Raw genomic sequence first — 13,908 nt, forward strand, 5'->3', positions numbered from 1 at the left:
ATGATCAAGCCTGGACGGCAGAACCCACCTATCACTACCTAGGTGCGCATAATGTATATTATGTTAAATGAAACATGATAAATGCTAACCGCCATAGCGTGGAGATTTCCTAAGTACGTAACTCTCTGCTGCTTATCGGGGCTCTTCCATAGAACCCCTAACCTCTTCTATTCTTTAGTGGCTAAGGTATTCGTCAAATATATGCGAACCTAAAGTACGAATCACCGCTGAGCGTTCATCCAAAGAGGTATCCGCTTTTCTCACATAGATGCTGATGAATACAGGATCATGATTATTTGACCAGACCATCGAAGTTATCCCTCTGACACCATAATCACTTGCACCTGACCTATCGGCGATTTTCCATCCTTTAGGAAGAGACGCTCTAAGCATATTATCAGCGACTTTGTTATTGACCATCCATTCTTTCAATTGCGCTTTTGATGAATCACTGAGAACTTCGCCGGTCAAAATTTTCTTGATACTCTTGCTCATCGCATCAGGAGTCGTTGTATCTCGCAAATCATCCACGGGATTGACAGTCAATTCTGGCTCATATCGGTCAGAGCGAGTAACCGTATCTCCTATAGATCTCATAAATGCGGTCAGAGCCTCCGGTCCCCCACCGGAAAAAATAGCAAAATTAGCTGCTGTATTATCACTGTATTCATTGGCAGCTTTGCAAGCTTGCTCAAGCGTAAATGGCTTATTCATATAATCTTTAGCAACGGGTGAATAGGTCACAAGGTTTTTTTCAGTCACTACCATAGAATGATTTAATGAAAGCTTCTTTGCATCAACCTTTGCCAGAACATTGGCGCAAGCAATTGATTTAACCGTGCTATCTAAAGGGAAACGCTGGCTTCCATTTATAGAAATCGTTTTATCATCTGAAGATAGAATTGATAACCCTACCTTCCAGCCCTCTTTTTCGTACTGTTTAACTTGATCTTGTAAAGTCAAAGCAAAAGCAGAGGGTACAATAGGTATACTTAAAACCAATGTGGCAAATATTTTAAATCGCAAATTCATAGCAAACCTTTTATAATCAATGTTTATATAATGAAATTATTTCAGCATAAATATAAGATTTAATTTATGCAGGGCTTTATTTTTCCTCATGATTATATTTTATTTTTTATGGTTAACAAATGATGATAATTTTTAGTAGCCTATAGAAAAACTTATAGCGTGAGTTAAATGACTCCATTCGATCAGCTTTTTTAAACTCTGCTCAACCCTCTGCCGGCGTGCCTTGATGAAAGCGCATCTGCCAACCTGCCTTGGCTGTCAGAAGCCAAATCGATGAGCGTTCGGTGCAGCGAACGGCGTGGCCCTGCGCGTCACGCTGAAAACTTTTATACGTCAGCAACACGACGCCTTCACTGATTTGCGCCAGCTTAAAACCTTTGGCGAAAATCTGCGGATAATCCGTTTCCATCTCTAGCGCCGCAACGGTTTGGCATTTGTCATAACGCAGACCTGAGCGGCCAATCTCTTCGAAGTCTTCATGCAGCAATGCCGCGACACGCTTCGGATCGCAGCGTGTCGCGGGCTGGTGCAGTTCAACCTCAAGCGCCTGGACTTGGCGAAGCCACTCTGCAAAATGGGTCAAAATGCCCTCCTTTTGATCGCGCTACGTGAAATCTGGCAAACTTCGGCAGTCAATCTACATCTGAATGACACTCGTGAAACCTGACTATTCCCAGGATTCCTTCTCATAGGGTTTTTGCCAGTTTTTTTCCGTGACGGGCACCAGTTCCCCGTTGAACGTATAGGTACAACAACGGCACCTCACCGGCACATCTTCTGCGGTGAATGCCGGGTTCACTTTCTGCAGTATCCCGTGCTCATCTATGCATAGCCCGCTGTAATAGCTCGACTCACCACAGCAGACATAGCTCTGCCAGTTTTTACGGTGCAGTGCCACCAGGTAAAAAATAGGTGCTTTTTTATCCAACCGACTAACCGCTTCGCTGTGCACGTCACTCCAGGGTTGGCCCACTTTACTGAGCAAAAATTGAAATAGCGGCGTGTAATCCATGCCATGTTGTATCCGCCCATGCATGCTTTCACGCAGCGGCAACTGCTCATCGTCCGCCTGTTTGCTATGCCGTTCCCAGCGGTACTTGCCACCGCTGGCCATGGGGCCTCTGGATGTAACACTTTCTCTTCTATAGAGTTTTTTCTTTTTATCTCGATGTGTTCTCATCAAGTCTCAATAGTGACATTGTCACACAAAAAGAAATCCTTACGCCGGTTTCCCAGCCAAATGCGACCGCCGAACCCGCAACTCCCCGTGCCGCCAGGCACCATCTACCGTGGCGCGATTGTCGAGCAGGCGATTCAAGGCCTCCTCGACCAGCCGGTCGATACGTTGGTTGTAGCTGGTCAGCGCCCAATTGGCTGAGCCGGCCTCGTCGATATCGTCGAAGCCTACCACGGCCATCGCAGACGCCGGCGCCGTTTGCCTGAGCGCTTCGAGCGCCCCCAGCGCCAACACGTCGTTCTCGCAGAACAGCGCCTCAACCCGCTCGCTTTCCGGCGTTGCCTGCAGGTATTCGCTCATCAGCTGGAAACCACGTTGGCGATCGTAGTGGCCGGCGGTGAGCACCCGATCCAACTGAAAGCCGGCGGCCATCAGTTTGTCGCGGTAGCCTTCCATACGCAGCAAATGGCTACTTTGCGTGTCCGGCCCCTTCATGTAGCCAAAGCGCTGATAACCTTGTTCTATCAGCAACCCAGCAATCTCTTCGCCGGCGCGGTAGCCGTCGATATTGACCACATCGATATGTTCACTTTCCGTATTGCGGCATACCTGCACCAGCGGGATCTGATGCAGATCTTGCGCGATGGCCGCCCACTCTTGGGTTAATACCGTCGCCAGGAACAGAATGCCATCGACCTGCAGCTGATCGGCCATCGCCATCACCGCCCGGTAGTTTTCCCCGGCGGTGATGTTCAGCAGCAGCGCCATATAGCCGCGGGTTTGCAGCTGTTTGGTGACCATATCGAGCATCATCATCGAATGCGGGTTCTTCATCTCGTCGATGGCCACGCCGATGATGTGCGTGCGTTTTTGCGACAGGCTGCGCGCCAGCAGGTTTGGCCGATAGCCCAGCTCGGCCGCCGCCGCCAGTACGCTTTCACGCGCGTTGTCTGAGATCGACGCGCCGGGCGTAAAGGCGCGCGATACCGTCCATTTAGAGACGCCGGCCTTTTCGGCGACGTCGCTGGCGGTGGCTTTGTGGTGTTTCGTCATGGTTGCGTCGATCCCGGCTTCGGTGAAGTCACACTATACCCTGCTCGCTCAGATCCCCTAAGCGCCTGCCGGCATGCCTGCTGCAATTATGTCCCGTTTTTGCACCCGATTGCAATTTGTTATGCAACCGGGTGCAAAAAGTAAAGAGTTTGTGATCGTCCACGCTGTTTTCACCTTTCCCCAGTTGACCGAATTTTATCCATAGCCGACATTCACGGTGGCATTCAGAGACTCATCGCCGTCTTGTCTCTTGTTTTGCACCCGGTTGCAAATACACTGCTTTAACACAACACCTCTCATCTCGACAGGATACCGTAATGAAAAAAACCAGACTGCTGTTGATGTTAGCCTGCTCGCTGTTTGTCGTGACCGCCCAAGCCAAGACCTACCAGGTCGGCGTGGCGCTGGCCAACTTCGATCTCAATTTCGTCTCCATCCTGCGTAGCCAAATGGCACGTGAACTGGCTGCGCAGCAGCTGCAAGGCCAGTTTGTCGATGCCAAAGGCGATGTCGCCCTGCAGGTGCAGCAGGTGGACGATCTGATTAATCAGGGTGTGGACGCCATTATCCTCAACCCGGTTGATACACAAGGCGTCCAGCCGATGATAGTGGCCGCCCACCGCGCCGCGATCCCCCTGGTCTTCGTCAACCGCAAACCCGAAGTGCCACTGACCGGTGCGACGGCCTACGTCGGCTCCGACTCGGCGCTCAGCGGCCGCCTGCAGATGGAGGCCCTGGCGAAAAAAATGAATTATCGCGGCAACGTGGCGATCCTGATGGGCGCCCTCTCCAACGAAGAAACCCGCGAACGCACCCGTGCGGTGGAAGCGGTGATCGCCAAACATAAAGACCTGAAAGTGGTAGAGAAACAGACCGCCAAATGGCAGCGCAATGAAGCAGTCGACGTGGTTTCCGGCTGGTTGCTGAACGGCACGCCGATCGATGCGATCGCCGCCAACAACGATGAGATGGCCATCGGCGCGATCATGGCGCTGAAGCAGGCCAAAAAGAATGGCGTGCTGGTCGCCGGTATCGACGGCACGCCAGACGGCCTGCAATTTATCAAAAACGGCGACCTGGCGGTGACCATTTTCCAGGATGCCAAATCCCAGGCGCTCGGCGCGGTGCAAGTGACCCGAGCAATGTTGGATCACGCTAAAACTGAGCCTTACAACTGGGTGCCTTATGCCACCGTGATGCGAGAAAACTACCCGCAATTTGCACAGATGAACCAGAAATAAACCGTTGCCACTCTCTTTTTCAACCCATTTTGCACCCGAGTGCAAAGCCACAAGATCAGGAGTCAGCATGTTAAATGGTGAAAGAAGCATCCCTCGCCCGCTGCGTTGGGCGATGATCGGCGGCGGCCGCCTCAGCCAGGTGGGCTACAAGCACCGTTCCGGCGCGTTGCGCGACAACACCGCCTATCGGCTGGTTGCCGGCGCTTTTGATATCGACGCGGCGCGCGGACGCGAGTTTGGCGTCAATCTCGGCGTGCCCGCCGACCGCTGCTATGACAACTATCGACAACTGCTGGAGCAAGAAGCCAACCGTGAAGATGGCGTTGAGGTGGTGACCATTGCCACCCCCAACGGCACCCACTATGAAATCACGCGCGCCGCGCTGAGTGCCGGCCTGCATGTCATCTGCGAAAAGCCGCTGTTCTTCACCACGGCGGAGGCGAGAGAAATCAAGGCGCTGGCGGCGGAGAAAGGCCTGATCGTCGGCGTAACCTACGGCTTCTCCGGCCATCCTCTGCTGATGCAGATGCGCGCTATGATCGCAAACGGCGACATCGGCGAAATACGCATGGTCGAATTGCAATACACCCACGGCTTCAATGCCAACGAAAGTGCGGACACGTTCGAGGCGCAAAAGTGGCGCGTCGATCCGAAAATCGCCGGCCCCTCTTTTGTGCTGGGCGACATCTCCACCCACACCTTCTACATCTCGCAGCTGGTGATGCCCGATATGAAGATTGCCTCCCTGCTGTGCGATCGCCAGAGCTTTATTCCTTCACGCGCCCCGCTGGAAGACAACGCCATGGTGCTGATGCACTACGAAAACGGCGCCGTCGGCCGCATGTGGGCCTCCGCCGTCAACGCCGGCGCGATAGACAGCCAAAGCATCCGCGTGGTGGGCTCACGCGCCAGTCTGCAATGGAGCGATTCCACGCCCGGCGAATTGCGCTATGAGATCCAGGGGCGGCCCAACCAGATCCTGCACCACGGCATGCCCTATCTGGACGACAGCGCCCTGGCCGAAGAGCGGCTCGGTGCGCTGCATACCGAAGGCCTGGCCGAATCCTGGGCCAATATTTACCTCAAGTTCGCCATCGCCATCAGCGCCAGCCAGCGCGGCGATCGGCAGACACTGGCCGCGCTGATCTATCCGGATATCGACGCCGGATTGGAAGGTGTGCGCTGGATTGAAAACTGCGTTCGTTCCGCCGACAACGGCGCCACCTGGGTTAATTACCAATAAGGAAAGCACCATGAAACTTTCATTCTGTACCGATAGCCTGGGTCATTTACCCTTCGAGCAGATGCTGGATCGGCTGCTGGAGCTGGGGGTGCGCGGCGTGGAAATGACCACCGGCGGCTGGTCTCCGGCGCCCCATCTGGATATCGACGATCTGCTGGCCAACCCTGCCAAACGCCGGCAGCTGCAGCAGGCGCTGGCCAGCCGCGGCATGGAGATCGCCGCGCTCAACGTCTCCGGCAATCCGCTCGATCCCGGCGAACTGGGGCAACGCCATCAGCGCCAAACCGACAATACGCTGGAGCTGGCCGGGCTGCTGGGAGTGAAAAAGATCGTTATGATGAGTGGCCTGCCCCCGGCCAGCCCGCATGACACCATCCCCAACTGGATCACCTATACCGTCAGCTGGCCGCCGACGGTGAAAAACTGTCTGGACTATCAATGGAATGAAGTGGCGATCCCCTATTGGCAGGCGCTGGTCACCCGGGCGAAAGCGTGCGGCGTCGAGCGCTTTGCGCTGGAAAACTTCAGCGCCATGCTGGTGTGGAACCCGGAAACGCTGTTCCGGCTGCGCGAGGCCGTTGGCCCGATGGTGGGCTTGAACCTCGATCCCAGCCATTTGATTTGGATGGGCGCGGATCCCATCGCGGTGGCCCGCGCCCTCGGCCCCGCCATTCACCATGTGCACGGCAAAGACGTGCGCCTTGAGCGCGGCGTCGTCGAGGTTAATGGGCTGCTGGAAACCAAACCGATCGACGACGTGGCCGGCCGGGCCTGGAACTATGTCGCCGTCGGCTGTGGGCGGGACCTGCAGTGGTGGAAGGAATTCTTCTCGGTGGTGCGCATGATGGGCTACAACGACTGGGTGTCGCTCGAAATGGAAGACCTGACCATGTCGGTCGATGCCGGCATCGCCTCCTCCGTTCAGGCGTTGCAGCAGAGCATCAGCCAGTAAAGCCAGGCGCGGCGGCCACGGCCGCTGCGCAGACCCGTGCATTGCCAACAGCTTATAAACACCATACCGGCCGGGCGCCGACCGTAGCACTGGCGTGCCCCGCACCATGGCTCAGGCACAGCGTTCTCAGCCCGGCGGCGGCGCCGGAATACCAGGCGCCGCCGCGCATCAGAATGCGTTCACCGTAATTACGCAGGTAAACCTGATCGCCGTCCTCACACCGGTGATGAGGAACAATGCCAAGAATTTTCAACACATCCGGTAACGGTGCCCCGCTTGCCATGCGAATACGATCGAACGCATCGTCCATCAAGCCAGGCGGATATCCGTTATCCTGCGGGTCGCCGTTAAAATGCTGAATAGAGTCGGTAATAAGCGGCGCACCGGCATTGCCTGTATGAATGGGTGAGACTGCATCGAATTTAGCCGTCCCTCCACTGCCGGGCGACACCCATGCCCCCGTCGCCAGGTCGACCGCGCGCCAGCGTTCGTCTTCATCGTCGGTCATTGGCATCGCGGCGTCATTATCCGGCAAGAGCAGAATTTCCCCCGCGACCAATTTCAGCCCGTGCTGCCATTCCCACAAATTACCGCACAGATCGCCGATGCCGTACGGCGTACCGTCGTGATACCAGGCTCCCGGGCCGGATGCGGTAAAGGTTGTCGGATCGCCCTGTTCATCGCCCACGGCACCGCCGTCGCATCGTTTACCATACTGACGGCGATCGTGATGCGACCGGCCGCTCTCGGTATTGCCCAACTCCGGCCATCCTTGATGGCGGCACCAGAACATCAGCGCGGCCCATTCCGCGTTGGTGCCAATATGCCATCCGGCGCCGTTGCGCGCCACCGCCCGACGAAATGTGGCCAGATCGTGCCGGCTCGCCGGAGCCGTATCGGGTTGGCTGACCAGTTCTCCATCGACCAGAGTTCCCGGATAGCAGCCATAAAAAAAGGCGTCTTTAAGCTGGCCGTTGACGATAAAGGCAGGATGAACCGCCTCTCCTAACCCTGATGTGACCTCTTGCAGCGTAAAGCGAGAGATCACATGCATATAACTGGGTTGACCACTTGCGGTATACAGCACGGTGCGGTGCCCCTGTGACTCGGTTTCCACTTTGCTCCGCAAAGCGTCTTTTACGATGATCATGAATTTATACTCGTTAAACAGCCAAGGCCGGGAAGCGCAGGCTTCCCGGCCCATTGTTACGCCACCATGGCGGCGGATTTTATCGGTTGCAACAATTGCCCGACATCGCAATTGAGCAGTTGAGCACGCTGCAGCAACTCCTCAGTCTTGGCGCCAATCACGGAATGCACATAGGCATTGACCTGTTCCTGATTCATTTGGTTATACCGGTCGGTGAACGCCATTTCGATGCTGTCGCAGATCACCGCGCCGGCATTACTGACATAGTCCGGCAGATAATGGATGCCGCGCGCCAGCAGCCGCTGTTCTGCCTGCGGCGTACTGAACGGCGAATTGGCGCTGCTAATCACCCAACGCGTATTCAGTTGTTCAACGTTCTGCGCATTTAATATGTTGGACAAGGATGCAATGCACAGCACCTCGCTGGGTTGCGCCCAGAGTTCGTCTTCACTGACGCGGCGGACCCCAGGCGGGAACTGCGCCGCAGGATTGATGTCATACGCCGTCACTTCGCAACCGAACAGCAGGCTTTGTTTCGCCACTTCCGCCCCGACTTTACCCATGCCGTGAATAGCAATGCGGGCCCGCGGCAAATGATTGAGCCGCAGCGTCAACACCTTTTTCATCGAGCTCCAGACGCCGTAGCCCGTCGCCACCGACGTGTCGACTTGCGGGCTGTCCATGGCATTCAGGATCCATGGCGTAAACTGCCGCAAATAGTCCATCTCTCGATTGCCAGTATTGATATCGCATCCGGTAAACATGGTGCCGCCATAACGGTTGAGCAGGTCGCCGATCGCTTCAAGCACCGCCGGTTGCTCTTGGGGAGAACGCTTGCTGTTGACCACGATTTTTCCGCCGCTGAAACCGGTATTGTACAATCCATGCTTCAGCGACATGCGCTGCGCCAGCATGATCGCCTCTTCTTCCTGCTGCTTACGGGACGCATAGTTGCGCCAGCGGATCCCGCCATTGGCCGGCAGCAGCTTGATCTGCGACGAGTAAGCCAGGGTGAATGACGTTTCGTCGTCGATTACGATCGTTTCTACCTGATATTGGTTGTGCGTATTCAGCAATTCATTGTTAACTGACATAATTTGCCATCCTGTTTTAATGGGATTCTTGCTCGAATGCTCCAGCCTGGTCTAACTGTTGTTTTATGCCCCACGGCGTTGGCCGCTTAAGGAAATCGGCCATGCCTACCGACCGGCCAAACTCTTGTTCCAACAAGGCCATCAGCCGCAATGCCATCAGCGATTGCCCGCCGGCGTCAAAAAAGTCGCAGTGGTTGGAATCAGGGTTCACGCCGGTCACGTCGCCCCAAATGCGCCAGATGCGCGCCATCTGCGGATCGGGTTTATCCGCTGTCGTCGATGTTCGTCCGGCTTCCGGCCCCTGCATATCTCGCTCGCCCAACCACCATTGCGCCGGATCGAAGGGATACATTGGCAATGCAATGCGGGAAGGAGGCTGTTGCCACAGGCGGCGCCAGTTAACGTTGACGCTGGCACGCCAGATTTTTTGCAGCGCCTGGATCCACACGGCGGTTTCGCTCTGGGCTTCGTCGCGGCGAGGCAAGGTGCGCACCGCCGTTACGGTGCCGGCGGATTTTAGCTGCGCGACCAGCGCAGTGAGTGTCGATCCCGGCCCTACCTCTATGAAAAGCGTTTTTCCGCGCCGCGGTAGGTGTTGCAAGGCGCGGTGATAATCCACCGGTTCACGGGCATGGCGCGACCAATAGCGGGCATCGAGCGCTGCGGGAGCGACTTCGGTCGCCAGCAATGCGGAGACGTAGCGGACCCTCGACGTCGATTCACGCGGCGGCGGCGCAATGCTGGCCAGTTCATCAAGAATGGGATCCATCAACGCCGAGTGGAACGCGTGCGAAACGCTCAGCACCTTGCAACGTACTCCCCTGTCCCGCATCTGTCCTTCGCAGGCGCGAATCGCCTCCGCCGGGCCTGAAAGCACGCAGCCGTTCTCACTGTTTTCCGCCGCCAGAGACAGCCGATCGCCAAGCCAGGGTTGGGCTTGCTGAGCGCTCAGTTCTACCGCCAGCATCGCACCAGGCTGCAGCCCGGCCATCAGATGCCCGCGCCGGGCGGCGAACACCAACGCGTCTTGCGCCGAGAACACACCGGCAGCCCAGGCGGCGGCAATCTCACCCAAACTGTGCCCCACGACCCAATCCGGCTCGACGCCGTAATGTTTCAACAGTTCGGCCACGGCGATCTCGACGGCGATCAGGGCCGGCTGCGTCAAGGCCGTGTTGTTAATTGTTTCGGGGGCCGCCTGGCCGGTAAACAACGGGGAGAGATCCAGTGCAGCCTGTGTTTGCAATATCTGCAGCTTGTCATTCATCAGCGTTTTGAATATCGCATCCTGCGTCATCAGTTCGCTGGCCATACCGATAAACTGGCTTCCCTGGCCGGGAAATTGGAAAACTACCGACAAACGCCCTTTTCCCGTATCCACCATGCTTTCTTTCATGCTCAACACGCCCTGCTCGCCGATATGCAGAGTGCCGCGATAACGCAGCGACTTTCTTCCACTTTGTGCGCTCCAGGCCAGGCGTTCGTCGTTCTCGCCGCATGGCCGCTGTTGGTAACGTTTGACCAAGCGATGCCAGGCCTGCTCCGATTGCGCGCTGATCGGCACGACAGTCGCCAACGGCGCTATCGCCGCCCGCATTTGAGGCGTTTTCGGCGGCCTTGCCAGCACGACATGCGCATTGGTTCCGCCGATGCCGAAGGCGCTAACGCCGATGGCGTTGCGTGGATCGTCACGATCCCAACGTTGAGCGGAGCACAGAAACTCAAACGGGCTTTCCGCCAATGCCATTTCCGGATTCGGCGAGCCAAAGTTGATCTGCGGCGTGAGCCAACCGTGTTTGATTTGCAGCGCGGCCTTGATCAGTCCCGCCATGCCGGCGCAGGTTTCCAGGTGCCCGACGTTGGCCTTGACTGCACCGATGGCGCAGAAAGCCCGGTGCGTCGTCCGCTCGCGGAAAACGCCGTTCAGCGCCTCAAATTCGATGGGATCCCCGGCCAACGTTCCCGTGCCGTGCGCTTCGATGGCACGAAAATCTTCCGGTGCCAGGCGGGCATCGTCCATAGCTTGGCGCAGCAGGCGTTGCTGGCCGTGCAAACTGGTGGTGGTAAAACTGACTTTGCGCGCGCCGTCATTGTTCATCGCTACGCCTTTGATCACCGCAATGATGTCGTCGCCGGCCGCCTGTGCGTCAGACAGCCGTTTCAGCACGACAATGCCGACGCCGCTGCCGAACACCGTGCCGCTGGCATCTGCAGAAAACGGTCGACAGTGCCCATCGGTGGAAAACACCATGCCTTGCTGCGCGAAATATCCTTCATGTTGCGGGAGCCTGAGGGTACAAGCGCCGGCCATAGCCATATTGCAACGGCCACTGCGCAACGCTTGAACCGCTTCGTAAACCGCCACCAGCGAAGTGGCACAAGCGGCCTGTACATTACACACCGGCCCCCCGATGCCCAGGTGCCAGGCCACTCGGCTGGTGAGGTAATCTTTGTCGCTCGCGATTTGCCGTTCGAACGGCGAAGGGTTGAGTTTGTCGAGCAACGCAGAGCCCTGTGCCTGACGCAAATAATCGGAACTGCTACAGCCGGCAAACAAGCCCGTATCGTCAAGCTCACCCGGCGTTACCCCGGCGTTTTCCAGAGCGTGCCAGGCGCACTCTAAAAAGAGCCGTTGCTGGGGATCCATCAGCAGCGCTTCGCGCGCACTCAGGCCGAAGAATCCCGCGTCGAAGCGGGATATGTCGCCGGCCACCGGTGCCCGGTTCCACGGCCTTCACGCATTGCTGGAACTGGAATTCCACGCCGGCCTCGCTAGCCAGAGAGTAAAGCGACGTCAGGGTACCTTTAACGTCGATTACCCCGCCGTCTTGCTGCAAGAACCCTTCATAGTTGCTGTCCAGCCCGGTAAAACCGTAGCGCCGTTCGATTTCGCGCATCGTCAGACGTTCATAAGGCAACCTCATCTCATCCATCGACAGCATGGTTTGACGGATCTGCCCCTCATTGGTCCAGACATCCGCATCGCCGAACCACAGGCTGCCAATGCGGTGGATCAGTTTTCTGTCCGCCTGTTGTTCCAATTGCCGCCATAATTTGTCGGCTTCCAGGGTAAGGCGGAAGATTTCCAGTTCCGAATATTGCAAACGCCAATGGCGCTCCTCCCCGCTGGTACCCGCTAATTGCGTAAATAGCGCATATTGCTCCAGCACCAAAATTTTATGATCCTGATGTTCACGCGCATAATTCCACGCGGCGGCCAGCCCTATGGGGCCGGCACCGATAATAATGACATCCCAGTGTACTGACGTGCGCATACCTATCCCTCGCAATGGATATTGTGTGTGTTTAGTAGAATTATTTTTTAATCAAGCTTTTAATCTGATCCAACGGCAACAGAACGATCAGCGTCAGATATTTTTCTCGCGGAATATCCTGATAAAGCTGACGAACGCCGATTTTCCCCATGACATCCCCGCTAACGCCGGCGGCGAACAGCGATTGCCATTGTCCTGCCCAAATGGCGCTGGAGTTCCAAATGCCGGCGGTTTCGATCCGTCCCAGTGGCGTTTCAGCGGTTTCGTGATACCAGGAAATCACGCTGTCGTCAGGCAGTGACGCGATTTTCCACCCCTGGCCCTTCATCGTGCCGATATCATGCCCTTGCTGATCCACCAGCAGGTCAGTATGTGAATTGGCATCACCCACGTTAGGCGCATTATTCGTTTTCGCTTTGAAGGTAATATTGGCCATTTCTATAACGGAAAGGATCGTGACATTTTTATAGCCGTCTTTCGATGCCAGAACACGTTCAATTTCCGCAGTGTCTTTGCCGGAACTGATTAATTCGCGAACATAATCGCCAAGCGTAATCAACTCAGCCAATACATTATTATTGCCCTGTATAATTTCCATAAAACATTCCTTTCAAACGTTGTTAAACGGTTAATGCTTCAGATTGTTTAAACCACTCGCGCCCTTTTTCTCGGTCGATATCGGAACCCGCGTCGGCAAAGAGCGTGACAATGCGTTGATCTGCGCTCAACGTTTCAGCCAGCTTACAGGCCGTTTTCCAGTTGGCGGCGGAAGAGGCACCGATTTTGACACCGGTTAGTTGATGGAACTCATGCATCGCACTGAGTGCTTCCCGATAAGAAACCGGATTGAAAGGTGGCTCTTGCGGCATCAGCTTACTGATGAAAGGCTGACGGAAACCGAAACCCAGTCCACCGGCGCCGGCGAATTTCGGTTCTCCATTCGGGGCGGACAACGTACCGTAAGGCAGTTCGCGCGGCGTGCTGCCCCACACGATCAGCTGTGGGTTATCCTGACGTAGCGCCGCCGCGACGCCAGACAGTGTGCCACCAGTACCGACCGCGGAAACCCAACCATCGACACGCTCGCCGTTCAGCTGCCGCCGGATCTCTGCGCCCGTCGCATGCTGATGTACGGCGGTGTTAACCAGGTTGAGATGCTGGGATAACAGCGTCCAACTCCCATCTTCATGCGCAATCTGCTGGCTGCGCGCAATGACGCCGAGCAGGAACTGATTGCGATCGACCAAGGTAACGACGGCGTTGTCCCCCTTCAGCGTGTCGATCAACGGTTGCGGTGATGAATCCGGGATCACAACTTGCACCGCTATCCCGCACAGGTTGCCGAGCTTAGCCAGCGCTTTCGCCATATTGCCCCCCGAGGAATCGAGCAATTTTAATTCACCGGCGGCGAAATCGTGTTGATTGATAGCATCGCAAAACAGGCCGAACGCAGTGCGATCCTTCACCGAGCCAAACGGATTTTCAAACTCGAACTTGGCGTAAATCGACGCCTTCCCCTTTGGCGAGGGCACTTCAACCAGCGGGGTGTTGCCTAACGCCGCATAGAATTTTTTCAACTGGGGGAACAGAGTAAAGGCTTTCTCCGTATCCGGTGCGCTATCCTGTGGGTTAAACAGCTCAAAATTCATCAGAGGTTCCTTTAAAGCCATACGTTGACAAATAAGCCAGCG

General features: G+C 56.0%; 13 protein-coding genes. 3 read left to right on the top strand and 10 right to left on the bottom strand.

The window, feature by feature from the left end:
* Nucleotides 1-174 precede the first annotated feature (174 nt).
* The 4 genes from bla to ACYF6X_RS08040 form a co-directional block, all read right to left on the bottom strand.
* Nucleotides 175-1,032 carry a class A beta-lactamase gene (gene bla / locus ACYF6X_RS08025; RefSeq protein WP_130017339.1) on the bottom strand — a complete coding sequence of 286 codons (858 nt, stop codon included), beginning with the start codon at nt 1,030-1,032 and terminating at the stop codon, nt 175-177.
* A gap of 202 nt (nt 1,033-1,234) precedes the next feature.
* Nucleotides 1,235-1,615 carry a nuclear transport factor 2 family protein gene (locus tag ACYF6X_RS08030; protein ID WP_197815905.1) on the bottom strand — a complete coding sequence of 127 codons (381 nt, stop codon included), beginning with the start codon at nt 1,613-1,615 and terminating at the stop codon, nt 1,235-1,237.
* A gap of 84 nt (nt 1,616-1,699) precedes the next feature.
* Entirely contained in the window at nt 1,700-2,212 is a 513-nt protein-coding gene (locus ACYF6X_RS08035; RefSeq protein ID WP_130018316.1) for a hypothetical protein, read from the bottom strand.
* A 39-nt stretch (nt 2,213-2,251) separates the two neighbouring features.
* A complete protein-coding gene (locus ACYF6X_RS08040; RefSeq protein ID WP_197815904.1) occupies nt 2,252-3,262 on the bottom strand; it encodes a LacI family DNA-binding transcriptional regulator in 1,011 nt (336 codons plus the stop codon).
* Between the two features lie 317 nt (nt 3,263-3,579).
* Here ACYF6X_RS08040 and ACYF6X_RS08045 point away from each other — a divergent pair, with 317 nt between their 5' ends.
* From ACYF6X_RS08045 to ACYF6X_RS08055, 3 genes are all read left to right on the top strand, one after another.
* Nucleotides 3,580-4,503, top strand: coding sequence for a substrate-binding domain-containing protein (locus tag ACYF6X_RS08045; RefSeq protein WP_197815902.1), 924 nt, complete (start codon nt 3,580-3,582; stop codon nt 4,501-4,503).
* Nucleotides 4,504-4,570: 67 nt separating this feature from the next.
* Nucleotides 4,571-5,746 (top strand): Gfo/Idh/MocA family protein, encoded by a 1,176-nt coding sequence (locus ACYF6X_RS08050; protein ID WP_130018315.1) that lies wholly within the window; start codon nt 4,571-4,573, stop codon nt 5,744-5,746.
* Between the two features lie 10 nt (nt 5,747-5,756).
* Nucleotides 5,757-6,698: a sugar phosphate isomerase/epimerase family protein gene (locus ACYF6X_RS08055; RefSeq protein ID WP_063989884.1), complete on the top strand. Its 942-nt coding sequence runs from the start codon at nt 5,757-5,759 to the stop codon at nt 6,696-6,698.
* A gap of 52 nt (nt 6,699-6,750) precedes the next feature.
* Here ACYF6X_RS08055 and ACYF6X_RS08060 read toward each other — a convergent pair whose 3' ends face one another.
* From ACYF6X_RS08060 to ACYF6X_RS08085, 6 genes are read right to left on the bottom strand one after another with little or no spacing between them, the layout of a single operon-like run.
* Nucleotides 6,751-7,848 carry a hypothetical protein gene (locus tag ACYF6X_RS08060; RefSeq protein ID WP_063990349.1) on the bottom strand — a complete coding sequence of 366 codons (1,098 nt, stop codon included), beginning with the start codon at nt 7,846-7,848 and terminating at the stop codon, nt 6,751-6,753.
* 56 nt (nt 7,849-7,904) lie between these two features.
* Nucleotides 7,905-8,942: a Glu/Leu/Phe/Val dehydrogenase dimerization domain-containing protein gene (locus ACYF6X_RS08065; protein ID WP_063989883.1), complete on the bottom strand. Its 1,038-nt coding sequence runs from the start codon at nt 8,940-8,942 to the stop codon at nt 7,905-7,907.
* A 16-nt stretch (nt 8,943-8,958) separates the two neighbouring features.
* Nucleotides 8,959-11,589, bottom strand: coding sequence for a type I polyketide synthase (locus tag ACYF6X_RS08070; RefSeq protein WP_406880019.1), 2,631 nt, complete (start codon nt 11,587-11,589; stop codon nt 8,959-8,961).
* Entirely contained in the window at nt 11,516-12,217 is a 702-nt protein-coding gene (locus tag ACYF6X_RS08075; RefSeq protein WP_460925441.1) for an FAD-dependent oxidoreductase, read from the bottom strand. Before ACYF6X_RS08075 ends, ACYF6X_RS08070 begins: the two co-directional genes overlap by 74 nt.
* Nucleotides 12,218-12,257: 40 nt before the next feature.
* Nucleotides 12,258-12,815: an allene oxide cyclase barrel-like domain-containing protein gene (locus tag ACYF6X_RS08080; protein ID WP_063989880.1), complete on the bottom strand. Its 558-nt coding sequence runs from the start codon at nt 12,813-12,815 to the stop codon at nt 12,258-12,260.
* A 22-nt stretch (nt 12,816-12,837) separates the two neighbouring features.
* Entirely contained in the window at nt 12,838-13,866 is a 1,029-nt protein-coding gene (locus ACYF6X_RS08085) for a pyridoxal-phosphate dependent enzyme (RefSeq protein WP_130018311.1), read from the bottom strand.
* Nucleotides 13,867-13,908 lie beyond the last annotated feature (42 nt).

This window comes from Serratia sp. ID 25-353, from assembly GCF_054792795.1.